Source organism: Paenibacillus sp. GCM10012306, from assembly GCF_042649265.1.
Lineage (GTDB): Bacteria > Bacillota > Bacilli > Paenibacillales > Paenibacillaceae > Paenibacillus_AQ.
In genome coordinates this window covers 391808-415876 of sequence record NZ_JBHRYW010000002.1, presented here as the reverse complement: position 1 = coordinate 415876, position 24069 = coordinate 391808, and the positions used below count along the sequence as shown (strand labels likewise).

Sequence of the window (24069 nt, the reverse complement as noted above, 5' to 3'; positions counted from 1 at the left end):
TGTTTTACTCTTAGTCGGTTAGTAGAAGTGCTATGGCATATCTGAAACAAAATCACTGCAAACATTGGAAACAATCCCGACGAGAGAAGCGCCAAGGACATTGAATTCTTCTTTGACGCTTCAATTAACGACGAGTTTGTGCTTACTTATGATACGGTTCACCGCGATGTCTGTAACGGCAAGTTTTAAGGCCATCCTCTATCGGATGGCCTATTCTTTGTATCTTGCTTTATTCAACTATTACTTCATACCTACATGTAAAATTATAACTTTCTTGCCCATATAATAGCGCGATTTGTAGCTTCAACGATCGGCTCCGGAATCGGTTCAGCCGTATAATTTTGATAGGTGCGCTCTATGGTAAACCCTGCATCTGATAGCCAATCGTAAACTTGCATTTGCGTAGGAATGTGCTTATACCAACACTTGGGTATATTGATTTGCTCACCGCTATTTGTGGTGAGCTCCCAGTGACCAGTTCCGGTACAAATTTGGGTTATGGGGTCATACACGCTCCCATAACTAACGGTTCGACCAGTCGTGCCCAATTCGTCTGTCCCTTTGAAATAGCTGCTCTCTTTCAACCTATTGAACCGGGCCGTTGGATTATTATGCAGGTTAAAATCCATATAAAGATGTCCACCCGTGCGAAGCGCCGCAGCAGCATTTTTAATAAGGGTCTTTTGTGCCTCTTTGTAATCAATCTCGCTTTCAATATTAATCAAGATATTACCTGCCATGACTACAAGATCAAAACCAACGCCCCATACGGAAATTGCTGCATCAGCTTGGTAACAGCGTATATTTGTTAAACCCAACATCCGGCGATAACAGCTCAGGAGCATATGTTCATCGACATCAAAGCCTGTAACGAAATGATTCGCCTTTGCTAGAGGGACACAGATCCTACCACCGCCGCAGGCAACTTCAAGTATATTTTGTGGTTGGTTGCCTGTTTGCTCTGTAAGTACTCTTAATAGAAAATCGACGTCATGTGTTTGGTTTTCGAACTTTTCATACATACTGGCATACCAATGTTTTGCGATAAAATCTCTTTTCACAGATTTACCTCCAATTTTAAGGAGGGTTAAAGTATAGTCACCCTCCAAGAAATTATGCGGGCGGACAATTCTGTTGTATTAATCATCTGATATCATCCTTTCAACATTTAATAGTAAGCGGGAAAACAACAAAAAGTAATAAAACCTGTGTTTCTCCATGACTATAACTGAAAAAAAATTCACTATCAATGTAAAAATTCTTTATAACTATCCTCCCCGCCCAACAGGCTCTAACAGGCTTCTGGCGTTTCACCCCAAAAAACTTGCCCCTACTTATGATACGGTTCACCGAAATTGATCTTAAACCTCCTACCCGTTAGCTTAATGAAGCATCATTTACACTTCGAGGCTATTCGGGAGGATGGTTCTCTCCAGCGACTACTCCTTCACAGCCCCAACCACAATCCCCGTCACAAAGTAACGTTGCAGGAAAGGATACACCAGCAGTATTGGTAGCGCACTGATAAAGATCTGCGATGCCCGAATGGTACGTTGTGACAGATTGGCAACGGCTGACGGATCGAGCTTTGACATGTCTGCCTGAACGATGATCGTTTGCATAAAGGTTGCCAGTGGAAGTTTGTCTGAATCTCTAATGTAGATGATACCGTCAAAATAGGAGTTCCAATGCCCAACCATGAGGAACAGAGACACTGTGGCAAGAACAGGTAAGGAAACTGGCAAATATATTTTCAAAAAGGTCGTAAAGTGCCCTGCCCCATCAATAAACGCAGCTTCTTCAAGCTCCTTAGGTACGGTCCGGAAGAAATTAAGCAGTAGAATGATGTTAAATACCGCAACTAATCCCGGCAGAATCAATGCCAGCAAGGAGTTCATCAGCCCAAGCTTCAGAATAAGAATATAGCCTGGAATCAGTCCACCGCTGAACAGCATGGTCACGACAAAATACCAAAGGTAGATGTTCCGCGCACGGAAGACCCGTGTCTCCTTGGAGAGCGCATAAGCTGCAATAGTATTGACCACCAGTGCAAGTCCCGTACCAAGTACAGTCCGTTCCACAGACACCCACAAGGAGGAGAGGAAATTGGCGTTATTGAACGTCTTGGCATAAGCTTCAAGCGTGAAGCCTATCGGCCAGAAAGTAACCAATCCAGCATTAGCAGGTGCAGATGCGCTAAGGGATACCATGAGCAAGTGATACAAAGGCAGCAAGCAGAGTACAGCAAGGATCGTCAAGAACACATTGTTAAATATGCTGAATATACGATATGGGATTGTTTTATGATACATTCGTTCTCATCCTTTCTAGAAGATTCGGTACCCTGCAAATCTATAGGCCAGTCGGTAAGAAATCACGATTAAAATCAGGCTGATCACCGATTTGAATAGATTCACTGCGGTAGCGAAGCTGAACTGCCCGCTAAGAAGACCTTCTCTGTACACAAAGGTATCAATGATATCCCCTTGCTGATAGATCAAAGGACTGTAGAGGTTAAACACCTGGTCGAAGTTAGCGTTGAGCACATTGCCCAGAGCCAAGGTCGCGATCACGATCGCAATTGGAATCAGCGCAGGTATAGTAATATAAATCGTCTGCTTCCAGCGCCCCGCCCCATCCACTTCAGCAGCTTCATAGAGTGACGGACTAATACCGGATAATGCCGCTAGGAAGATAATCGTGTTGAACCCGAATTCCTTCCAGACATCACTTGCAATAATCGTAAACCGGAACCAATTGCCATCCCCTAGAAAGAAAATCGGCTTGATACCGAATACGGATGATATGAACTGATTGATCAGACCCGTCTGGGCCAGAATATCGATCAGAATGCCTGACAGTGTAACCCAAGACAAAAAGTGCGGAAGATACACGAGCGTTTGGATGGTTCTTTTAAGCGCCATCTTCCGTACCTCGTTCAACAATAACGCGAATATAAACGGAATAATCAGGTTCATTACAATTTTAGAGCAAGCAAAAAACAGCGTATTCCACGTAATTTGCAGGAAATAATCATTCTCCCACATGTATCTAAAATGCTTCAGTCCGACCCACTCGGAATTAAAAAAACCTAGCGCAGGTTTATACTCTTGAAAAGCCATAAGAATTCCAGACATCGGAATGTAAGAAAAAATAAACACCATAATGACCGCCGGCAATACCATCAAATGGAGAATCCAAGGTTGATTAAAGCCTCTTTTTCTTTTTTTGTTTGGCTTACTCCGAGTGGTCGCCTGCGGTATCGAGTGAACCTCCATATTAGCCTCCATAGCGTGCTCCTGTTCCCAAAAAATATTTTGTTTGTACTGGGGATCTCTGTTATAAATAGTATCAGGCCTTTCTCAGCTCTGACTATATAACATTGTTAGGCTTGATATGGTTTTATTAGGGCATCATCTGGAGGGAACATTCATGAATCTATGGAAGCGCTTTACACTACTAAAAGATAAGGCACGGTCCCGGTTTAGCCTCTTTGCCAAAATAAATTGTCTGATCATTGTCTTATTCATACCGATTATTATCGTGTATACCTATTCGAACAATGTCACATACGATGTCGTTAGCAAAGAGCTGCAGGTCTCCAATACCAAACAGCTTACTTTTCTATCGAGTCAAATCGATTCCCGAATTAATCAGATGATGGATTTCAGTCTTATTCTTTCAAGAGATCCCAATGTCAGAGCATTCAACGGTTTGAACATTTGGGATGATCGTTATGATCAGATGCAGACCCGCTATGTCATTCAGGAAAAGATGGTGCTGCAGTCCGGGGTAACCGATATTTGGCCCACCAGATACGCTGTACATTCACAGCAGAATAAAGATGTCATCGCTAATTACAACCGGCCAGCAGGATATGATGAGGATTATTTAAAAAGAAATATGAGTGGAAAATGGACCTATGGTGATCATAGAGCGGAATCTCAAGATCAGCTGCAATCCTTTTACTGGTTCTTCACAGATTCCTTAGCTCAACCGGGGATGTTGACGGGCAGCAATCTTGTGATTGAAGCCAGCTTCAGTTATGAGAACATTCAGAACATGCTGGATAAGTACAAGGAAGGTGGACAAGGTGATCCCTTCTTTTATCATAAGGGCAATGCCCCCATTCTGAATCGTAGTGCAGACAAGCAGCTAGCAGAAGAACTCATTCGTTATCTGGATAATCGCTCCCCTGAGAATACGACCCAGGATGTAGTGACACTGAATGGGAAGAACTATCTGGTCAGCATTGTGAAGTCCTCCTACTTGGATTGGCATTTAGTAGATGTGGTCCCACTCTATCAAATTCTTAAGCCGATTTCGCTTAGCCGGGACTTGTTCTATATCTCGATGATTCTGCTGTTTGTTGTGGGCATTTCGGCTTCGATTTTACTATACAGAAACGTGCAATCACCTATCAAAAAGCTTATTCAAGGCTTGCGGCGCGTACAGCGAGGCGACTATTCCGTACGCCTTCATAGCAATGGTCAGAACGAGTTCTCGTTCTTGTTCCATCGCTTTAATGATATGTCACACCAAATTCAAGACCTGATAGAGAATGTGTTCAATGAAAAGATCAGGGCCAGAGAAGCTACGCTTAAGCAGCTTCAAGCGCAGATCAATCCCCATTTTCTCTATAATTGCCTTGGTTATATTATCAATATGGCCCAGATGAAAGAGCAAGAAGCCGTCATCTCGATGGCTTATAACTTAAGTGCTTACTATCGCTATACCACCCGAATGGAACGGGAGACCGCTTCGCTGAATGATGAAATCAAGCTGCTCGTCAACTACTTGGATATCCAGAAGCTGCGCAATGGTAGAATCGAATATCATATTGATATCCCTGAGCCTATGCTTAGCCAGTCTGTGCCACGTTTAATGCTGCAGCCGATTGTGGAGAATTCAGTCATTCACGGCGTTGCGAAGTCGTATTCATCGGGCGAGATCACAATTACCGGTGAGCGTTCGAACGGCTTCTGCAAGATTTATATTGATGACGACGGACCTGGCTTGAACCCGGATCAGCTGGAAGCTTTGAATCGTAAAATGCAGCAGCCACTGCAAGAGGAGATGGGCTGCGGTCTCTGGAATACGAATCAGCGGATCATTCATCTGTTCGGCAATCATTCCGGTCTTATATTTGGGCCTTCCCCTCTCGGCGGATTCCGCACAGAGATCATCTGGGAGATCCCATCTGAGGAATAAAATCATACACGAAATATCAAGGAGACTAACAACATGCAAATGATCATCGTAGACGACGAAGCCCACTGGGTAGATAATCTTTCCACAACAAAACCTTGGCATACATTAGGGATTGAACAGGTGCATAAAGCCTATTCAGCGCGTGAAGCGCTGCAAATTATCGATACCCACCCCATTGATATCGTAATCTCGGATATTCAAATGCCGGAGATGACGGGAATTGAACTGATCGAGCGGATCAGAGTCCGCGATAAAAAGATAAAATGTATTATTTTATCCGGTCATTCCGAATTCGATTATGCCAAAAAAGCACTCCAGTACGAGGCCGTTGATTACCTGCTGAAGCCACCTACGGATGATGAATTGATGAATGCAGTGAAGACTGCGATTGATCAATTGAACACCGAATGGGAGCTCGTAAGCTCCCTTACTCGAACCCAGTTTACCCTTCGGGAGAATCTGCCCTTGTTACGGGGTCGACTGCTCTTGGATGCCTTGCAAGGACATCGATTCCAAGACGGCGAATGGGAACGGAAGCTCGTGAATTATGGCTTGCCCTTCCATGCCGGGGACTGCGCATTAATGCTTGTACGGATGGAAGAAGAATTTGGACAATACAATAACAACGACCAGACCTTGATTGAATATGCGATCATCAATATGGCGGAAGAGATCCTGGGCGAATTTATGGAAGTCTGGGGCGTTAAAGAGGAGCATGGGTATCTTGTGTTTCTGCTTCAGCTGAAAGAAAAAGGGAATGACATTGGAAAAGAAACGATTCTGGAGAAACTTTCTTTGCAGCTTCAGTATAAGGTCAAGCAGTTTCTGAAGGGTTCACTCTCCATTGTAATCACGGAGTGGTTCACATTTCCTGAACAGCTGTCCAAACGTTTTCGTCAGGCTACAGGTTATTTCCGGCAAATTGTCGGAGACGAACGCGAATTCGTGATGCGGGTCAGTGATTTGGAATCTCATGCTGCACAAGGCCCTTTGGACGCACTTTATACCCCGCCCTCTTTGATTCATCTACTGGAAAGCGGGCAGTGGAATGCGGCGGAAGAGAAGTTACTAGCTGTCTGCGCAGAGCTGGATGAGAAATGGTCTGAATCCTGGGAGCATTGTATGGAGGCTGGCTTTTTGATTACGGCTTCGTTCACGAATCTCGCTCACCGCAATGGGCTTACTTTGGCGAACTTAATGGGGACTGACATTGTAGGGCTACAAAGCGGGGAAGCTTTTACCACGATCAGTAAGCTTAGAAAATGGTCGCTCAGTGTTCTTAGCAAACTCAAAGAAAGCACGTCCAACGATGTCAAAGACATACGCTCAGAGTATGTGAAGAAAATTCAAGATTTTACCGATAAAAACCTCCATCTTGATGTTTCCTTGCGTGTACTGGCCGACCATGTCAATCTGCACCCGACCCATTTGTCCAAGATTTATAAGATTGAGACAGGTGAAGGAATCAGCGATTATATCTCGCGCCTGCGCATGGATCGTGCCTGTCACAAGCTGAAGACCACCACCAAAAAAGTATATGAAATCAGCATGGAGATTGGATATATGGACCCTGCTTATTTTATCAAAGTGTTCAAACGGCAGTTTGGGGTAACGCCGCAGGAGTACAGAGACAGTAATAAATAGCATGATAGAGTCCTATCAAAACTAAAAAACTCATATAGATGCCATCCCCGACAACTTGATAAAGTTACACTTGTAAAGATCATACACAGTAGGGGGAATTGAAGAATGATCAAATTCAACAAGATGTGGTCGATGCTCACAGTCACCGCACTTCTCACACTCACAGCCTGTGGCGGTGGCGCAACTTCGAATGAAAACGTTAAATCAGGCAATACCACTTCAACTAAAACCAGTTCTGAAGCCGATGCGGCTTTTGAAAAAGGTAAATATGATCCACCTATCGAGTTCAGTTCGGTATTGATGCCGAAGAAATATGTGCAAGGAGATACCAAAGAAAATAACGTTCACGATCGCTGGATGCTGGAAACGCTGGGCATGAAGCACAAAGATACCTGGTACCCTGCCAATGACGATCAGTACAGACAAAAGCTGCAGCTCGCCATTGCCTCTGGTGAGAAGCTGCCTGATTTCGTGGCCGTACCGACCAACGCGGTATTGACCAATCAGCTGATAGATTCCGGTCAGTTCGTTGCCATCGATGAGCTGTTTGACAAGTATGCCAATAAGATTCTGAAAGACCATGCAGCAGCGCATCCGGAGCTGTGGTATCCGTTCACCAAGAACGGTAAGAAATACAATATGCCGATCCTTGAGTACACGGATAATGATGACACGCTGCTGTGGCTGCGGGAAGATTGGATGGAGAAGCTGCATCTTGAAGCTCCGAAAACCATCGCCGACCTTGAGAATATCATGGACAAATTCAAGAACGAGAACCCTGATGGCTTAGCAGCTAAAGATGTTTTCCCACTTGCTATTTCTTTGAAAAATAATACGAACACCTGGATGGGCTCCCTTGATTGGTTGTTCGGAGCTTACGGTACTATTCAAGAGCAATGGAACAAAGATGCCGATGGCAATCTTGAATACGGCTCCATTAATCCTGGTGCCAAGCAGGCCCTAGCGAAGCTTAGTGAATGGATGGATAAAGGCTATATTCATACCGACTCCGCACTATGGGATGAAGGAAAATCTGCTGAGAGCTGGACAAAAGGCGCAGCAGGATTTCTGCCAGGCGCGAACTGGGTGCCGGACTGGCCTGCTCCCGATCTGTTGAAAAATGTACCTGGAGCGAAGATTAAAGCTTATCCGGTTCCAGCCGGTCCAGACGGCTTCATTGGCACGAAGTGGCAGAACTCCGGCGTAAATGCTAGTATCATGATTAATAAGGATGCCAAGCATCCTGAAGCGATTTTCTTATACTATAACTACTTGCTTGATAATTTAGCTAACCCGGCAGCAGGCAGTCAATTTGAATACGGCTTTGCTAAGGGTTACGATTGGGACATCATTGATGGACAACCGACTAGTGATAAAGAGAAAATCAAAGACTTTTCCAATGAGTTCCCTTTCTTGACTGGTCCTGCACGTATTCCTGATCTGTACATGAAGACACTAGTAAAGCTTGCTGACGGCCAGGCACCAGAAACTCCTTATGAAAAACAAATGGCGGAGTTCCGCAAACCGGAAAACTGGGCAGCTGCCAAAGTCGTTATGTCGCAATTAGACGTTCGCAAGCAAAACTACTTCACAGGTGCTGCGACTCCAACAATGATCTCCAAATGGAACCTGTTGCGTCAATCCGAAATGGAAACCTTCAACAAAATTATTTACGGTAAACTGCCAGTAGATGCCTTCGACCAATTTGTTACCAACTGGAAGGCTAACGGCGGTGACCAAATCACTAAAGAAGTTAACGAGTGGTTCAAGTCCGTATCGAGTAAATAATAGGAAAAGCCGGGGCGAATTAGATTCGCTCCGGCTTATTTTTCATGTGATTCCATGCCTCCCACGTATCTAACAACCGTGAAGGTTTGCACTAACCAGTAAATTCTTGGACCCACTCTTTGTTGTAATACCCAATTCCGATATCGGTGAAGCTGCTATTCAGGATGTTGGCGCGATGACCAGGGCTGTTCATCCATTGGTTCATCACTTCCTCCGGACTTGTCTGGCCGTTGGCGATATTCTCCCCTGCTGAATTATAGGTGATCCCAAACGCCTTCATCATGTCAAATGGGGAGCCATATGTCGGAGATTGATGATCGAAATAATTGTTGTCGTACATATCCTGAGCCTTGGCTAGGGCCATTTTCGAGAGAGCATTATTCAAACTAAGAGATTTCAAGCCTGCTTTCGTTCGTTCTTGATTCACCAGATTCAACACTTGCTGCACAAATTGCGATGAATCGCCGGAGACCCCTGGATTAGCTGAATTCCCTGGATAAGGGGACTGCTGCGGACTAGAGGAATGCTGTACATTGGCAGACGGTTCCGGATTAGTGGCTGATTGCGGATAAGCAGTCTGCGTAGGTGTTCTCTCTGTGGGTGTGTTGTTGCCTAAGAGCCCTCCCAGCAAATCCGAAACATCACCAGGTACTTGTGCTTGTTTAGCTCTAAGTATTGAATCCTTTGGAGCATCTGTGGAAATGGAAGAAGCTTGAGTTAAGGTTGAAGCTGAAGCCCCATGACGAGCACGAGTCTCAACCTTCGTCTGCTTAACAGACATTTGGTTGTTGGCCGAATGATTGCTCGAACAAGCTGTAACGAGCACTAGTGCTGCAATTACAATCAACGGTTTGATAACAATCCCTCCTGAATTGTCAAAGTAGTGACGTTATTCAGTAAAGTTTTTGTTTAGTTCCATTGATTTATTCATGCTCAAAGGATTTCCGAGGATATCAGCTCATATTAACAGTGGTCGCTTTAAGCAAGCCGTTCCATCGCCTTATGGATGACTTGCTTTTCTTTTTTAAGCACAGCTGTGTCCAATGCCTGTTCGAGCAAGCTGCGGACCTGCTGTACATCCACATGATTAATGAATAGCACGTGGTCCTCCGGCAGGCTGGATAAGGCCGAAATGACAATCTGACGCTGCACATCCTTGGCACTGAGCCAGTGCACGATGTCGGATACCGAAGGCTGAGAATGAGCATACAACATATCCCAACCGCTATAAGGAAAAGACACCTTATCCTCCATCCACTCCAGCACCTTACGGTTACCAAAAGGCTGAAGCAGCGCGTTCGCTTCATAACCACTCAGCTTATTCTGTTGCACAGTGTCGTCCAACGATTCCAAGACCCGTTTAAGTCCCTCACCTTCCGGCAGACAGTGTGCAGAAAGATAAGCACGAACAGAGGGACTTACGTTGACCGCTGGCGCTTCCGACCACAATGATGACACCAAATCAGCTGCTTTTTCCTTCAGAATATCACCTGCACAGCACATTAAAGCCTCTCTTTGATTGAGATCTTGCTCTGCCCTGGCTCGCTCCAACCAGGCTTGTAGCACGGCCTCCCCATCATAGCGAGCAAAGGCTGCTGCCGCCTCCTTATCCAAGCCGTTCATCTCTGTATAGGTGATCAGCAGCGGAAGCTCCTTCTGGGCTTGTTCCAGTGTGAGCGTTAAATATTGATGCAGCCACGCCTTCCAACGTTTGCTATTCCCGCTTTCCGGGTCCAGGCCGAATTCCCCGCAAAAATAGTGATACTGCCATTCCTCCGCTCCGACGCAACCCAGTTCTGTTATCCGGTCTACAAAAGTCGTCATGGATGGCGCAAGGAGCCGGAATTCCCCCGTCTCATGTGCCCAATGCACAACAGAAGTTCCGGAAGGACTGCTCAAGTCCAGCAGTAATTCATCCCCGTTTCCGGCCACATGAAAGGTAAGATACTGCCGTTGCTCCCCCATTTCCTCATCGGCAAAATCGGAGAAACAAAGCTGATCTGTACTCCAGCCTATATCTCCACTCACATCAAAAGGTTTAATCGTCCCGTACGGCAAGCTCCAGTATACTAATACTTTACCGGAGCCATCCTTCAGCAGTGAGCGGAACTCCTCGGGCAACTGGATTCTGAGCTGGGATTCAGCTTCAGCAATTTCCCACTCCGTTGCAGGATGATCAATGGTAATAAAGGTGCTTGCCCCCTTCTGCTCCAGGGCCTGAACAAGCCACTGCCACTGCCTTTTCCATGTGTCCATTTTATGTTCCATCCTAACTGAAGCCTCCCTGCATAAATTCTACGTATCATTTATCAACTATATAAATTAAACCTAAGATCTTATACGGAGCAAGAACGTCATTACGGGAAATGTTTGGACTTTCGGCCGCTGTTGTCTCCAGATTTCTTTTATTTGTACCGCTCTTCGCGGTTGAAATCCGGAGACAAAGGCGGACGCTACCGCTCCTACAGTTCCAAACTTTCCCTTCAATCCTTTCTCCTTTTTGATTTTCCAGTTCAATCTATATAGCTGTCCGTCCGCTTACAACTAAAAATGGTTCACCAAATGGGCGATTTCCTTAACTCTTTCCATCGTAATTCCATCTCTTTGTTCAACCGCAAGTGGATGGTCTGTTTGTTCTAATTCGATTAGCGGAACCGCACCCACTTCTTGTGTATGTACCATTGTCTTTAAAGACAATGTCGATATTGGATATATTGAAAGTTCAGTCGATAACCAACCGAAATAAGGTGCTTCATCTTCTCTGCCTTCTACGAATAATAATTCATTCGATCTGAAAAAATTCTCTTCACTAAGAGACACCCACACACTCCAAATAAACTTTTCATCAGTATCCACTATTGGTATTTCAATATGTCCTCTAATAAAGAAATGCTGTTCATCAATGACACAAAAATCACTAGTTAGTTCTGTTCTTTGCTCTTCTGGCACCAAATTAAAGTAATGTGGCGCTTCAGCTCCATAACATAATGGCAGTTCACTTAATTCGCTGTCACAGTGAGGACATTTCATAGTTTTGCTCCTTATTAGATCTTGTCGATTTAAAGTATTAGACTGACCTCGATTATAAAAAATAGTGGCAGTCTTGGACAAGATAATAAAGTCCTAACTGCCACTATTTTTTCTGTTCAATCCATATTTCAATGTTTATTTCACTTCTGCGAGCAGTTCTGACATCATCTCATAATTCATAGCACCCCGTACCTTCTCCCGCACGACGCCATCGGCATCCAGTACATAAGTAGTTGGGTAGGCGACGATCTGATAGGTTTGTAAAAGCTCCCCTTCCTCATCCAAAACAATTGGGAAAGTAAGCTTCTGCTCTTGAACAAATGGTTGGACATCTCCAAGCGCTTTTTCCGTTAAGGTCATATTTACTCCGAGGATTACCACATCTTCCGATTGATAATTCTCATAAATGCTCTGCATATGCGGCATCTCTACCCGACAGGGAGGGCACCATGTAGCCCAGAAGTTGAGCAGTACTCTTTTCCCTCTAAAATCTGACAACTGCACTGGATTTCCACTCAAATCTTGCAGTGTGAAATCAGGAGCTACTTGCCCTATCTCAATACCCACATCACGACTTTCCGCTTCCGAGCTTGCACTTTGCACAGGCTGTTGCGAAGACTTGCTATAGTATTCATACCCTCCATATAGAACTAATCCAATAATAAAGATGATCGCAATAACGTTTTTTCTCAATTTAACTGCCTCCAGTCTATATAAGATGAACAAAAGAAAATAAGAAAAAGCGAGAAGGAACGAAGGGGAAAGGTTGGAACTGTAGGAGCGGAGCGTTCGCCTTTGTCGACAGATTTCAACCTTTGGAATCGATTTAATCAAAGAAATCTGGCGACAACAGCGACCGAAAGTCCAAGCATTCGCCGTAGTGACGTACGAGCTTACTTCATATCTTAAGTTCGTCTTATATATCAAAAAGTGATATCCCACAAAGTATATTTTGCCAGCCAAGCACTCAGTTTTTGCAGCTGTCCTGTGAACAGGAGAAGTCCCATTCCTATCAGTAGTACTCCATTCACCTTGGATAACAGAGGGATCCATTTGTTCATTTTTTTCAGCACATTCATAGAGTACGTTAGCATCCAGGAGATCAGCAGAAACGGAATGCCGAGACCAAGGGAATACACTGCCAACATCCCTATACCGCTCCACAATGTATCAGATGAGCCGGCCATAAGTAGAATCGAAGATAAGGCCAGTCCGACACATGGACTCCAACCTGCTCCGAACGCAAATCCAGTAAGCAAGGAACGAATGGATCCACGGCTACGCTCCCCTTTGGTCTCCCAGGTTTTTCCTGACATTAGAAAAGACAGATTGAGCCATCCGATCATTTGCAGACCAAAGATAATAATGAGTAAACCGCTTATTTTCTGAACCAAATCTCGTTGTTGAGCAAAAAATTGGCCAATAAAGCTTGCCGAAGCACCCATAGCGATAAAAATCAAACTAAATCCCAAAATAAAAAAGAGCGATTGGGAGAACAATCTCCCTCTATGTACGACAAGCTTGCCGTCTTGTAGCGATGACCCTGTCAAATGGGATACATAAGCAGGAACGAGCGGAAATATGCAGGGGGATAAAAAAGACAGCATTCCTGCGGCAAAAGCTACTACAATGGTAATTTGATTCATATTATTTTCCTTTCTCGTTCTTCTCTTGGAAATAGGACCATACGGTTAGACCTGCGGCTATTACAATACAAATGATTTGCAGCCGGCTAAAAGACAGCAGCCAAGATGTACGATCAGGCAGCAGAAACTGAAGAAGTGCATGTCCAATGAGAAACCAGATGGCATATCCACTCCGGTCATTAGCCCGAGAGGTTTTCCGTGTTAGGAATAAGATTAACAAAAACACACCTGACCATAAGGCGCTTAATCTATCATATAGAACAGGCTGATGCCCGGCTATAACCTGCAGGATGGGATAGGCTAACCAACATCCAGAGATGAACCACAATCCGATATCCATCCATACTTTCACAGGCAGTTGCTGTTTTCTTGATTGAAACCATACGTAAAAAATCGCAAGCAGGCTCGCCAGCCACATTCCACGTTTGCCACCATCAAAATATAGCAAGCTCATGGGCGTCTCTATAAATTCAATGGGATAAAGAAACATAAAGCTTCCTTTCCATACAAGCAGCCATATCCAGAATGCATTGCTTGCAATGGATGTCAACCGATCTTGCTCTGGAATATGCCGTAACCGATAATGCAGCACGAGCCACCCGATGACTCCAAAAACCATATACATCACAAGCCGTCCATTTATTAATAGTGATCCGAGCTGGATATTATTCATAGCCTCTGCCCTCCTTTCTCACCCATTCAGTGAATTGATACTTCAGTTCTTGCCAAGTTTGAGCGGTATCGTAATTGAAAAAGAATGCTTATCCTTGTCTGAAGTCAGCTCAACCTGGCCTCCAAGTTTCCCCATAATCTCCTTCACGATCGCTAGACCAAGTCCGCTACCCTTCATCCCTTCTCTACGCTGTCTTGAATCATCGGCTTGGAAAAAACGTTCAAAGACTAACTCCTGCAGCTCCTCTGACAGCGATTCTCCCAAATTACATACTGTAATTCGGTATTCTTCGCCTGCCACCACCCCTGATATCCAAACTATATGTCCAGAATTATAAGTAATTGCGTTCTGTATCAGATTGGTGAGCACCTGCCGCAAGCCATCCTCATTACTAACAATGACATGTGGTTCAAGAGAAATATCTAATGTAATCTCTTTGCGCTGGAGTTCTAGTTGAAAAGATTGCAAGCTTCGTGTAATGAACTCATCAATGGGAATCTGGCTAAAAATCATACTGTCAGCTCCCCTGTCCTCCCAAAGGGATAGTTGGTGGAGCTGCTCCACAAGCCGTGTAATGTGCTGCGACTCTTCCAGCAAGGATAAATACAATTCCTGGTCACCTTCGATTACCCCACTGCTTAACGCCTCTAAATAACCATTTAAATTGCTCAGTGGTGTTCTTAAATCATGTGATACATTGCTAAGCATTACTTTACGATTTTGTTCTGTTCGCTGCAGGGTTAGTGTCATAGCATTAAAGCGGTTCGTCAATTCTCCAATCTCATCCTCAGCGGATACTTGGATGGGTTCAGGATATGATCCTTCCATTAACTGACGAGTCGACTCTGTTAATCTTTTCAAAGGAGACAGAATCTTCTTGATAAAGACAAAATGAATGATGGCAGCCACAACAATGGCAAGCACACTTGCCCTAATAAGATAGAATTGCATGGTGCGTTGGAAAAAATCATTTTTAACATCGCCCACAAGCTGATACTTGGCAACCAATACACATGCGAAGTCTTTGACAGATACGCCGACTATCCAGATCACAACGAGCATCACCAGCACATTGACCCAAATCAATTTCCAAGCAACATACTGCTTCCATATTTGCAGTTTCTTAATAGGCAACAAAGCGATACCCCATTCCACGTACTGTTTGAAAGAAGGACGGCGTCTGGCAGGACACCTCAATCTTCTCTCGTAGCTTCCCAACGTGGACGTCAACCGTACGGTCGATCACAGACCTCTCATCATTGGGATAAAGCTCATTTAAAATTTGCTCACGCGACAAGATCTGATTGGGATGCTTCATAAGGAGATGCAGCAATTTAAATTCATGCTGTGTTAATGCTATGCTGACTCCGTTATATTTAACCTCACCAGAATGCGTCTTGATCGTTAGCCCGCGGTAACTAATCTTGCTGCAGCGATGGGCCATCCGTTTGAGTATCGTATTTACCCGCACAACGACTTCTTGCGGGCTGAATGGCTTGATGATGTAATCATCTGCGCCCATTTGTAGACCTGCGATCCGTTCGGATTCCGTGATTTTAGCTGTAAGCATGATAATCGGGATGTCGCTTTTCTGTTCATGTCGGATCCATTGGCATAATTGTTCTCCGCTAAACTTCGGCATCATTAGATCAGTGATCAAGAAACAAGGTTCATCCTGTTGAAACATGACTTTGGCCTCTTCCCCATTCTGAGCCTCCATTACGCCATATCCTTCTTTTTCTAAATACAGTCTTAAGAGCTTTCTTATTTTCATATCGTCTTCGACGATTAATATGTCTTTCTGCAATTCGTTTGCTCCTTTCTTAACTATATAAGACAAACTTAAGTTCCGAACGTAAGGCTCGGTCGTCACTACGGTGGAATGTTTGGACTTCCGGCCGCTGTCGCTCCTACCGTTCCAAACTTCCCCCTTCGTTCCTTCTCGCTTTTGTTATTTTCTTTTATTCGTCTTATATAGTAGTTCATTATACAAGACGTATTTAAAGAAATGTTAAAGATGGAGTGATTACGGCTGGAAATTTATCCTTATACAGCAGAGTGCATAATCGCAATTGGCGAGCACTCATCGCCTTTCTTTGAGTCCTTAGTTATTGAAAAAAAAGGATTGCCTAAGCTCACATAGATAAGCTATAGTATTGTGATTATTGCGAAATGTAAGGATGGTAATGATGTTGAAGAAAATAACGCACGATCTTTTTTACTTAATACTTGGAGCATTTCTATTTGCCTTGGCCGTCAATGTATTTGTCATTCCCAATGAACTGGGCGAGGGTGGAGTTACTGGTACTTCCATTATCTTGTACTATCTATTCCAATGGTCACCCAGTGTGGTCAACCTAATAATTAATGCTTTATTGTTGATTTTCGGATATCGATTCCTGGATAAGAAGATGATTATTTATACAATTATCGCTGTCTTGGTTCATTCGATGTTCCTCCATCTCACCCACGATTGGAGAATTCAGTCCGATCAATTATTAGTGAATGCAATATTTGGAGGCATACTTGTTGGGACAGGCATTGGCCTGATCATTAAGGTTGGCGGCAGTACTGCGGGTACAACTATTCTCGCAAAGATCGCAAATAAATATCTCCATTGGAATATTAGTTACGCCCTGCTGTTCTTTGATTTGATAGTTGTATTTGCTTCTTATTTCATTATCGGGACAGAGAAACTAATGGTAACTATTATCATGCTCTATGTCGGTACGAAGGTGATGGACTTTATTATTGAAGGACTGAATCCTAAGAAGGCAGTCACGATTATCTCCAAAGAGCAGGATAGAATTGCTGAACAGGTCAACATGGTTATGGACAGAGGCGTGACCGTTCTGCAAGGAAAAGGTTATTACAGCCAGGAGCCCAAAGAAGTGCTCTACATTGTTATTAGCAAACAGGAAGTGTCCACACTCAAAAAAATCGTTGAAAGTGCTGATAAAGACGCCTTCCTGACCATTCATGACGTAAGAGATGTATTTGGAGAAGGTTTTGTAGAATTGTCAAAGTAAAATGACCAATAATCTTTTATCGCCATGTTATCGCCCATGTCGGGCGCACTAAAAGAAGCCGGCAGTTTCCCTCTTACATGGGAATCGCCGGCTTTACTATTTTACTATTAGTTATGATTTCGAAGCCTGAAAATACGCAGCTTGCCCAACAAAGCTGATGACTTCTCCGGCCTCTGCGGTAATGCGGAAAAACTCCCATGTAGCAGGAGATGCCTTAAAGAATTCGGATTTGACTTCATCCTGCTCTTCTTGCGTAAGCCCCATTCGCTGACACCAGCTCTGGAACTGGAAAGGCTTCTGAAAGCAAATCAAAGCATCCAGTTGGAAATGAGTTTGTTCTAAATGTCCAATCCATTCTGATTTGGACAAAGCACGAACATGACTGCGATCCCGCAATCGCTCAACCTCATTATAAAACTCCCCTAAACGACCATCTTCCGGAGATACATTATCAATTAGCTGCAGTTTGCCTCCTGGTTTCAAAACTCTGTACGCCTCTCGCAAAAAAGCAGGTACATCAGGGAAATGATGGGCAGCAATCCGGCAAGTCACAATATCAAAGCTAGCATCCTCAAAAGGTAGCTGCTCCGCATCCCCCTGCACAAATTCCACATTCTCATGACCATTCCCTTGAATAAACGCCCTGGCTGAATTCAACATCTCTTGTGTTAAATCCAAAGCCGTGACCTGCTTCACAAGTGGAGCAAGCGCATTAGCTACATGGCCTCCTCCTGTAGCAATATCAAGGATAGTCATCTCCTTGGTGGCCTGCGCTGCGGATACCAGCAATGTCAGATCCTCCCCTTTGGCATGACGAGTACTTGTTACATACTTCTCAGCATTCTTGCCAAATTGCTCTTGTACGCGTGTTTTCATTTCCTCAGACATAGATTGGCTCCTCTCATTAAGTTTCATTAGATGAAACTTAATATCATTAGATAAAACTTGATTTCAAATTATCATATTTAATAACAAAAAACAAGTCAGAACACATGACTCATCATGTTCTGGCTTGTTCGGTTCAAACTTTTATAAAGCGTATTTTCCAATCTCTTATTTAAATACATGAATAGGTTTTTTATAGTCAATGGGTTTATGTATTGTTCTATTCAGCCATTTTCCCCGTTCTTCTTCATCTGCAAATTCCAATGGCGTTACATCACAATACATTGTTATTTCTTTCATTGTCCCTAAGACACTTCTACTGTTCGTTTTTGAGATGTTCGTTTCGAGTCCCTCTTTCAAATACGATTCTATTAGCTTCTGCTCTATTCCTTCGCTTACTAAGTATTCAAACAGTGTTGAATGGAATTTATCTAATAAAATATTTAACTGCGAAGTTCTAACGCCATCAATTATGATACTTAGTCGACTAAGGTCATTGACAAATAAGATATGTTTTCGTTTATTCAATCGAATAATATTCGCATGCCAACTCAAGAATGGTGAAATATTTTCGTACTCTACAGGTGTAATTTTCATATCTTTCAATAACGTTTGGGTAAATCTTAAAACAAACATTCTCTTATTCGTCCCTTTCCTTGTTCTTGCTCAACTATCATCTATATAAGACGAACTTAAGTTCCGAACGTAAGGCTTGGCCGTCACTACGGTGGAATGTTTGGACTTTCGGCCGCTGTTGTCTCCAGATTTCTTTCCATTGTACCGCTGTTTGCAGTTGAAATCCGGACAGCTTCAGCTTTCGATGCGAGCTTTCCTTCGGAAAGCTTTTAGGTGGTCGCTTTCGCTCCTTCAGTTCCAAACTTCCTCCTTCGTTCCTCCTCGCTTTTTGTTACTTTCTTTTGTTCGACTTATATAGCTGTAGTTTTATTATTTATTATCCCCATTCAAATTAAATTTGTACACCTTGCCATCTCGTACATATTCGTTCGTAAATAGCAGCGCATTACCTTCTCGCTTCACAAACTTTAGATTGTCCCCAAAGAAGGGAAGATCATTGGTTTCCGCGAAGTTTTGCTGTTCGGGATCCAGCAGTTCTTTGTATAGCAACGTTTGGGTCCCTGTTTTACGATCTATTAGTGTGAGGAAGCCTTGTTGATTGGGACGGATCAGTAGAAAATCATCATCCATTCCTTCCACCAAATAGGTGTCTGATACGCCACCGATCTTGGTCAGGTCAAGGGTCTGGGTTACATTTCCCGTTCCATCTTCGATCAGACGCAATGTTTTCCCATCTGTTAGTACAAGTTGATTCCCCGCAATTTTGACATTATTACCGTAACGCATAAAGTATCCTACACTTGCTTGGCGAATGACCCCTCCGTCCTTGATAATCAACGTATACCAATTATTACGGATATGAGGTTCTCCGTAAACATCGGTTAGGGTCAGATAAATCAGGCCCTTCGGTGTCTTCTGAAAATCAAACGCCACCATATCGTACAGCTCCGATCCGAGGTTCGCCAGCAGGCGGATACGTCCAGAGGAATCAGTGACATATAAGCGCCCAGCCTTTTTGTCCACCGTGTACGTATTTCCACCGAATTGTGCGCTAGTACTGGAAAAGCTCTTTATTTCTTTGGCCGTATAGGTTTTCTTGTCTGCATCCCAACTGACGGTTTCACCTTCTAATGACTTTACAAGGAAATCAGCGGGTACATATAGTTGCCCGTTGGTTTTAAAAGGGGCCCCTCCCAAGCTGACCAATTTACCATCCAGTACTCCTGTTTTGCTTCCTATGCGGACGGCTATCTTTTTTCCCCATCCTGTATACTCCACTCTCTTGTGACCCTGGTCCCACACGCCCCGCAGTCCCGCCGCTTCCCAGTGGCCGGATGAGACATAAGTTACGCCATCCTTAATCAGCGCTGAACTGGTAGATTGACCACCTTCAGCTGTAGTGTAGACAAAATAGGCAGGCGTTGCCGCATTGGTTACAGGAGCTACAAACAATGATGCGGCAAGAATAGGAGCTAATAGCCATTTTTTATTCATAAATCGACGAACCTCCCGTGTTAAAGTACTTTACCCTCTAGACCTCTACGTAATCTATAGACGCAAACTAGTCGGGAAGGTTTCTTTATTATTCCATTACCGCCGGGAGAATGTATTCCTTAATCAGTGTCCACCGATCGCGAGGATTCATGATGAATTCAGATGTAATAGCTACAACCAGGTCTTTGTCTGGAATGCAGCAAATGACATTACCGCCATCGCCCAGCGCTGAGTAGGCAGACACTCCGTCCTCTTCACGCAACCACCACAGATAACCGTAATTATAAGCGTTCGGCGCTGTTGAATCGTCAATCCATGTCCCCGAAATGATCTGAGCATCCTCCCAAAGACCACGATTCAGATATAGATATCCAAAACGCGCCATATCCCGAGGAGTCAGCGTTAGCCCCCACCCTCCTGTGGAGATCCCGCTTGGATCATGGACCCACCCTTTCACATCTTTCCCGAATAAATCGTCGAACCCAAATGAAGTCATATCATAATCCGGGATTTCTTGTATGCCGATGGGTTTGAATAAACGTTCGTTGGCAAACTCACGGGCACTTTGTCCGGTGCTGCGAGTGAGGATGGCGGAGAGCAGATGCGCTCCTGCGGTGGAATATTTAAAATCGCCAATAAGCCCCTGCTGCCCCAGCATATCCAGCGTATATTTTATCCAGTCAGGCGCCATACACATCTTGTCCAGCGGTTCGTGCCAATCCTCAAAAGGATAGGGTGCTGTCATCGTGAGCAGATGGCGGATGGTAATTTCACTTTTCTGCGTATCCTCAGCATGAGGTACATATTCCGGAAAAAAATCCAGCACCTTCCGGTCTACATTGTTAATATATCCTGCATCTATAGCAATGCCGATAAGAGCAGATAGAATACTTTTCGTTACAGAGGCCACATGGTGCTTATGCTCTCGGCCGTAGCCATTAAAATATTTTTCATAGGCGATGCGTCCATGTCTCACAATAACGATACCGTTAATATTGTTGTACTCTGATTTAATGGTAGGTTCAAGTGCCGAAAGCTGTTCAGCGTTAATACCCAAGGTTACCGGTTCTGCGGCTTGCCATTCTGCTGCGGGCCAGTAGTTTTTTTGCATAATAGATACCTCTCTCCATTGGACAATTAGAGTTTCTTTAAAGAACATTATTGTACATGTCGGATCTTGCTGCTATTTTTTCTGTACTGGAAAATACACCTCTGTAACGGTATCCTCAGGCGTGGTCGCTTGATTGGGGTCGGTTACATATATCTCAAAAGGGGATTTCACCAATTCATATCCTTCCGTATCAACCCATTCCCGAAGCCTCGAATAGACCGAAGTTAATTCTGAGTAGGCACCCTTAGCCATAGCCTTTGCGCACAACCCACCCGAAAAATCTCTGGTTCCTTTTATAGCCTCCTTTACCGGGATCGCGAACTCTGTATCATTGCCAGCAGGATCGTATTCCTGGCTGTGGTAAATTGTCATGGGCGTACCCAGCAAGGTGAGTTGGTCTATAGCTATCTTTTCATAGAGCCTGCTAAAGTACGTTCCATACCCCAGTGCATAGTCCTCCCTGCTCATCATCTGGCGCGTATAGAGAATATTCAAAGGCCGGACTTCAACAAGCTGCACTTCAATTTGGTCAAGATAGGCCATCATCGGTATTCCATTCTCTACATTTAAAATGTCATTGTTCATTTGCTGCAGTGTATATTCAAAAGCCCGTATCTTGTTCTCGATCTCTCTTCGCTTGTGATGAAGGGCTGCACGTAGCTTCTCCTCGTATTGATCCTGCTCTACTTCCAGAAGGGCTTTAATTTCCTCCAGAGAGAAATGGTACGATTTCAAGCGGTTAATCAAAAGCATCTTTTTTAGCTGCCCAATCGAATAATACCGATACCCGTTCTCAGGGTTAATCTCATCCGGGGTTATTAAGCCAATTTCGGCATAATATCGCAGCGTTTTGGTAGAGACTTCGCAAATCTTCGAGAATTCACCAATCGAGAGCATCAAGGTCACCTCCATTATTACTATTTTAAATACGTACGAAATGCTGTATACATCAAAGCTTTCTTCTATGTCTACTATGCGCCTTGCCCTAAGGGTAAAGTCAACGGGGAAGTATTGCTCATGTCGGTTATCAAAATGCTAGTCTCTTCGCGGCAATCTAGTCGACATAAATATTATCTCATAATAAAATAATATCGAATTTTAAGTACCCGAAGCGATAGAAAAAATAGCTATATTAATTCAGCAGAAAACCGTTAAACAGAAAGCAGACAGTACAATCTACGAGTTCAGCATTGAGATACCTAAGAACTATTTGGTAGAGAAGGAATTAGACGGATTAAGCTTTGAATTAAGAGCAGATCAAATCTTTACACATTCAAGAAAAACCATCTTACAAGCTTTTATTCCCATAACTATAGAAGAATTTAATTCGAAGGCACCTTAGAAGAAAGGTGTATTAATTAGGATAATCGCCTCAAAGCTTACCTTTCTCAACATTTATACCTTTCACACTTTACTTATCAGGAATATCTTATAAAGCGTTCCTTATCAGTGAAGGAAAGGGGGATAAGCCATGAGCTTTCGCAAACAAGCTAAATTATTACAAGGGAAAACCGTGCAGGTAACTACCACCGGGGGCACTTATACTGGGACCCTCTCATCGGTTGGCACAGATTTTCTTATTCTAAGTTCCACTATTAGAAGGCGTAGAAGAAGACGCATCATACGATTGGCAGAGATTATTCTGCTCTCAAGATTATTAGGCTAAAAAACTGTTAGATGCAGTAGCATCTCTCAAAGCTTCCTTGTGGGTAATGCGGATTCCGCAAATCTATCCTACTTGGATCAAAACAAGCCATCCCTTCGAAGTTAGGGATGGCTTGTTTCGCTTTATACCTAAATCACTTGTGTTAACTTCTGGTTCACTTCATCTGCTCCAAATATACCACCGTCCCTGCTCTCACAACGCCGCAATCCGCTCTTTAATTCGCGGAAACAATCCAAAGGCATTCTCACCTATAATTACAATTCCGCGAGATATTTGGCGGTGCGAATCATTTGGCTGGTGAAGGAGTTTTCGTTATCGTACCATGCTGCTATTTTTACCAAGGTATCTGTTCCTAGTTCCATTACCTTTGTTTGTGTAGCATCAAATAAGCTACCGTAGGTCATGCCGATAATGTCGGACGATACAAGCTCTTCCTCTGTATATCCATATTGGTCCGATTGGGACTGCTCCATTTTCTGGTTGACCTGCTCCGCCGTTATAGAACCTTCCACGACTGCTGTCAATTCTGTCAGGGAGCCAGCCATAACCGGCACTCTTTGGGATATACCATCCAGTTTTCCATTCAAGGAAGGTATCACAAGCCCGATCGCTTTGGCTGCCCCGGTTGACGTTGGGATGATGTTTCCTGCAGCAGAGCGCGCCCGTCGCAAATCACCTTTGGCGTGAGGGCCATCAAGGGTATTCTGGTCGTTTGTATAAGCATGGATCGTCGTCATCAGACCTTTTTTAATTGGTGTCAACTCGTTCAAGTAATAGACCATTGGAGCTAGACAGTTCGTGGTGCAGGATGCGGCTGAAACAATATTATCCTCTTTAGTAAGAGTGTGTTCATTAACACCATATACGATAGTGGGAACATCATTCCCGGCAACGGTTGAAACGACCACTTTTTTAGCACCTGCCTCAATATGAGCAGTAGCTGCTTTTTTTGATGCGAAAAAGCCTGTACACTCCAGAACCACATCAACCTGCAATTCTTTCCACAGGAGCTTTCCAGGATCTTTTTCGGCATAAATCGGAATGGTCACGCCGTCCACGGCTAAGCTATTATCGCTGTAATCGATTCTTTTGTTATAATGCCCCTGTGTCGTGTCGTGCTTTAGCAAATGCGCTAGCATCTTCGGACTTGTCAAGTCATTAATGGCAGCAATCCGATATCCTTCCGCACCAAAAAGCTGCCGAAAGGCAAGCCTGCCTATTCTGCCGAAGCCATTGATTGCAATATTGATTGTCATTATAATAACCACCTTTCATCATCATTGGTGATATTATATCCCCGGAATCTTTGTGTTACA

Annotated in this window: 21 protein-coding genes; 4 read left to right on the top strand and 17 right to left on the bottom strand. The window is 43.9% G+C overall.

The genetic code is table 11. From position 1 onward, the window contains the following. Positions 1-263: 263 nt before the first annotated feature. The 3 genes from ACFORK_RS05550 to ACFORK_RS05540 form a co-directional block, all read right to left on the bottom strand. Entirely contained in the window at positions 264-1061 is a 798-nt protein-coding gene (locus ACFORK_RS05550) for a class I SAM-dependent methyltransferase (RefSeq protein WP_379196496.1), read from the bottom strand. Between the two features lie 378 nt (positions 1062-1439). Further along, positions 1440-2312, bottom strand: a complete 873-nt coding sequence (locus ACFORK_RS05545) for a carbohydrate ABC transporter permease (protein WP_066362436.1) — start codon at positions 2310-2312, stop codon at positions 1440-1442. 15 nt (positions 2313-2327) lie between these two features. Then, positions 2328-3185 (bottom strand): ABC transporter permease, encoded by an 858-nt coding sequence (locus ACFORK_RS05540; protein ID WP_379197118.1) that lies wholly within the window; start codon positions 3183-3185, stop codon positions 2328-2330. A gap of 247 nt (positions 3186-3432) precedes the next feature. Here ACFORK_RS05540 and ACFORK_RS05535 point away from each other — a divergent pair, with 247 nt between their 5' ends. The 3 genes from ACFORK_RS05535 to ACFORK_RS05525 all read left to right on the top strand — a co-directional run bounded on the left by ACFORK_RS05535 (position 3433) and on the right by ACFORK_RS05525 (position 8643). Then, positions 3433-5211 carry a sensor histidine kinase gene (locus ACFORK_RS05535; RefSeq protein WP_379196493.1) on the top strand — a complete coding sequence of 593 codons (1779 nt, stop codon included), beginning with the start codon at positions 3433-3435 and terminating at the stop codon, positions 5209-5211. A gap of 33 nt (positions 5212-5244) precedes the next feature. Beyond that, entirely contained in the window at positions 5245-6855 is a 1611-nt protein-coding gene (locus tag ACFORK_RS05530; protein ID WP_379196491.1) for a response regulator transcription factor, read from the top strand. A 105-nt stretch (positions 6856-6960) separates the two neighbouring features. Then, on the top strand, positions 6961-8643 hold the full coding sequence (locus tag ACFORK_RS05525; RefSeq protein ID WP_379196489.1) for a type 2 periplasmic-binding domain-containing protein: 1683 nt from the start codon (positions 6961-6963) through the stop codon (positions 8641-8643). 91 nt (positions 8644-8734) lie between these two features. Here ACFORK_RS05525 and ACFORK_RS05520 read toward each other — a convergent pair whose 3' ends face one another. The 8 genes from ACFORK_RS05520 to ACFORK_RS05485 form a co-directional block, all read right to left on the bottom strand. Continuing rightward, positions 8735-9490 carry a CAP domain-containing protein gene (locus tag ACFORK_RS05520; protein ID WP_379196487.1) on the bottom strand — a complete coding sequence of 252 codons (756 nt, stop codon included), beginning with the start codon at positions 9488-9490 and terminating at the stop codon, positions 8735-8737. A gap of 131 nt (positions 9491-9621) precedes the next feature. After that, on the bottom strand, positions 9622-10899 hold the full coding sequence (locus ACFORK_RS05515) for an SMI1/KNR4 family protein (RefSeq protein ID WP_379196485.1): 1278 nt from the start codon (positions 10897-10899) through the stop codon (positions 9622-9624). 288 nt (positions 10900-11187) lie between these two features. Then, positions 11188-11673 carry a DUF2199 domain-containing protein gene (locus ACFORK_RS05510; protein ID WP_379196483.1) on the bottom strand — a complete coding sequence of 162 codons (486 nt, stop codon included), beginning with the start codon at positions 11671-11673 and terminating at the stop codon, positions 11188-11190. A 135-nt stretch (positions 11674-11808) separates the two neighbouring features. Beyond that, positions 11809-12366, bottom strand: a complete 558-nt coding sequence (locus ACFORK_RS05505; protein ID WP_379196481.1) for a peroxiredoxin family protein — start codon at positions 12364-12366, stop codon at positions 11809-11811. Between the two features lie 230 nt (positions 12367-12596). Next, a complete protein-coding gene (locus ACFORK_RS05500) occupies positions 12597-13319 on the bottom strand; it encodes a cytochrome c biogenesis CcdA family protein (protein WP_379196479.1) in 723 nt (240 codons plus the stop codon). Position 13320: 1 nt separating this feature from the next. Beyond that, complete coding sequence (locus ACFORK_RS05495) at positions 13321-13992, bottom strand: hypothetical protein (protein WP_379196477.1); 672 nt, start codon at positions 13990-13992, stop codon at positions 13321-13323. 42 nt (positions 13993-14034) lie between these two features. Next, positions 14035-15126 (bottom strand): sensor histidine kinase, encoded by a 1092-nt coding sequence (locus ACFORK_RS05490; protein WP_379196475.1) that lies wholly within the window; start codon positions 15124-15126, stop codon positions 14035-14037. Next, the gene (locus ACFORK_RS05485; RefSeq protein ID WP_379196473.1) at positions 15116-15799 is read right to left on the bottom strand and encodes a response regulator transcription factor; all 684 of its coding nucleotides are present in this window, start codon (positions 15797-15799) and stop codon (positions 15116-15118) included. The genes ACFORK_RS05490 and ACFORK_RS05485 overlap by 11 nt, the downstream gene beginning before the upstream one ends. Before the next feature lie 382 nt (positions 15800-16181). Between ACFORK_RS05485 and ACFORK_RS05480 the strand changes: the two genes are divergently transcribed. Beyond that, the gene (locus tag ACFORK_RS05480) at positions 16182-17021 is read left to right on the top strand and encodes a YitT family protein (protein ID WP_379196471.1); all 840 of its coding nucleotides are present in this window, start codon (positions 16182-16184) and stop codon (positions 17019-17021) included. A gap of 111 nt (positions 17022-17132) precedes the next feature. Here ACFORK_RS05480 and ACFORK_RS05475 read toward each other — a convergent pair whose 3' ends face one another. From ACFORK_RS05475 to gap, 6 genes are all read right to left on the bottom strand, one after another. Beyond that, a complete protein-coding gene (locus ACFORK_RS05475; RefSeq protein WP_379196469.1) occupies positions 17133-17909 on the bottom strand; it encodes a class I SAM-dependent methyltransferase in 777 nt (258 codons plus the stop codon). A gap of 165 nt (positions 17910-18074) precedes the next feature. Continuing rightward, positions 18075-18542 carry a DUF6933 domain-containing protein gene (locus tag ACFORK_RS05470; RefSeq protein ID WP_379196467.1) on the bottom strand — a complete coding sequence of 156 codons (468 nt, stop codon included), beginning with the start codon at positions 18540-18542 and terminating at the stop codon, positions 18075-18077. A 309-nt stretch (positions 18543-18851) separates the two neighbouring features. Beyond that, on the bottom strand, positions 18852-19976 hold the full coding sequence (locus tag ACFORK_RS05465) for a copper amine oxidase N-terminal domain-containing protein (RefSeq protein WP_379196465.1): 1125 nt from the start codon (positions 19974-19976) through the stop codon (positions 18852-18854). An 88-nt stretch (positions 19977-20064) separates the two neighbouring features. Beyond that, the gene (locus ACFORK_RS05460) at positions 20065-21087 is read right to left on the bottom strand and encodes a serine hydrolase domain-containing protein (RefSeq protein WP_379196463.1); all 1023 of its coding nucleotides are present in this window, start codon (positions 21085-21087) and stop codon (positions 20065-20067) included. A gap of 72 nt (positions 21088-21159) precedes the next feature. Then, a complete protein-coding gene (locus ACFORK_RS05455) occupies positions 21160-21984 on the bottom strand; it encodes a MerR family transcriptional regulator (protein WP_379197116.1) in 825 nt (274 codons plus the stop codon). Between the two features lie 1023 nt (positions 21985-23007). Beyond that, positions 23008-24009, bottom strand: a complete 1002-nt coding sequence (gene gap / locus ACFORK_RS05450) for a type I glyceraldehyde-3-phosphate dehydrogenase (protein ID WP_379196461.1) — start codon at positions 24007-24009, stop codon at positions 23008-23010. Between the last annotated feature and the right edge of the window lie 60 nt (positions 24010-24069).

Coding starts and splice junctions, on each gene's coding strand:
- ACFORK_RS05545 (WP_066362436.1), bottom strand. CDS start 2,312: ATGTATCATAAAACAATCCCATATCGTATATTCAGCATATTTAACAAT.
- ACFORK_RS05540 (WP_379197118.1), bottom strand. CDS start 3,185: ATGGTATTGCCGGCGGTCATTATGGTGTTTATTTTTTCTTACATTCCG.
- ACFORK_RS05535 (WP_379196493.1), top strand. CDS start 3,433: ATGAATCTATGGAAGCGCTTTACACTACTAAAAGATAAGGCACGGTCC.
- ACFORK_RS05530 (WP_379196491.1), top strand. CDS start 5,245: ATGCAAATGATCATCGTAGACGACGAAGCCCACTGGGTAGATAATCTT.
- ACFORK_RS05525 (WP_379196489.1), top strand. CDS start 6,961: ATGATCAAATTCAACAAGATGTGGTCGATGCTCACAGTCACCGCACTT.
- ACFORK_RS05515 (WP_379196485.1), bottom strand. CDS start 10,899: ATGGACACATGGAAAAGGCAGTGGCAGTGGCTTGTTCAGGCCCTGGAG.
- ACFORK_RS05510 (WP_379196483.1), bottom strand. CDS start 11,673: ATGAAATGTCCTCACTGTGACAGCGAATTAAGTGAACTGCCATTATGT.
- ACFORK_RS05500 (WP_379196479.1), bottom strand. CDS start 13,319: ATGAATCAAATTACCATTGTAGTAGCTTTTGCCGCAGGAATGCTGTCT.
- ACFORK_RS05495 (WP_379196477.1), bottom strand. CDS start 13,992: ATGAATAATATCCAGCTCGGATCACTATTAATAAATGGACGGCTTGTG.
- ACFORK_RS05480 (WP_379196471.1), top strand. CDS start 16,182: ATGTTGAAGAAAATAACGCACGATCTTTTTTACTTAATACTTGGAGCA.
- ACFORK_RS05475 (WP_379196469.1), bottom strand. CDS start 17,909: ATGTCTGAGGAAATGAAAACACGCGTACAAGAGCAATTTGGCAAGAAT.
- ACFORK_RS05470 (WP_379196467.1), bottom strand. CDS start 18,542: ATGTTTGTTTTAAGATTTACCCAAACGTTATTGAAAGATATGAAAATT.
- ACFORK_RS05465 (WP_379196465.1), bottom strand. CDS start 19,976: ATGAATAAAAAATGGCTATTAGCTCCTATTCTTGCCGCATCATTGTTT.
- ACFORK_RS05460 (WP_379196463.1), bottom strand. CDS start 21,087: ATGCAAAAAAACTACTGGCCCGCAGCAGAATGGCAAGCCGCAGAACCG.
- ACFORK_RS05455 (WP_379197116.1), bottom strand. CDS start 21,984: ATGCTCTCGATTGGTGAATTCTCGAAGATTTGCGAAGTCTCTACCAAA.
- gap (WP_379196461.1), bottom strand. CDS start 24,009: ATGACAATCAATATTGCAATCAATGGCTTCGGCAGAATAGGCAGGCTT.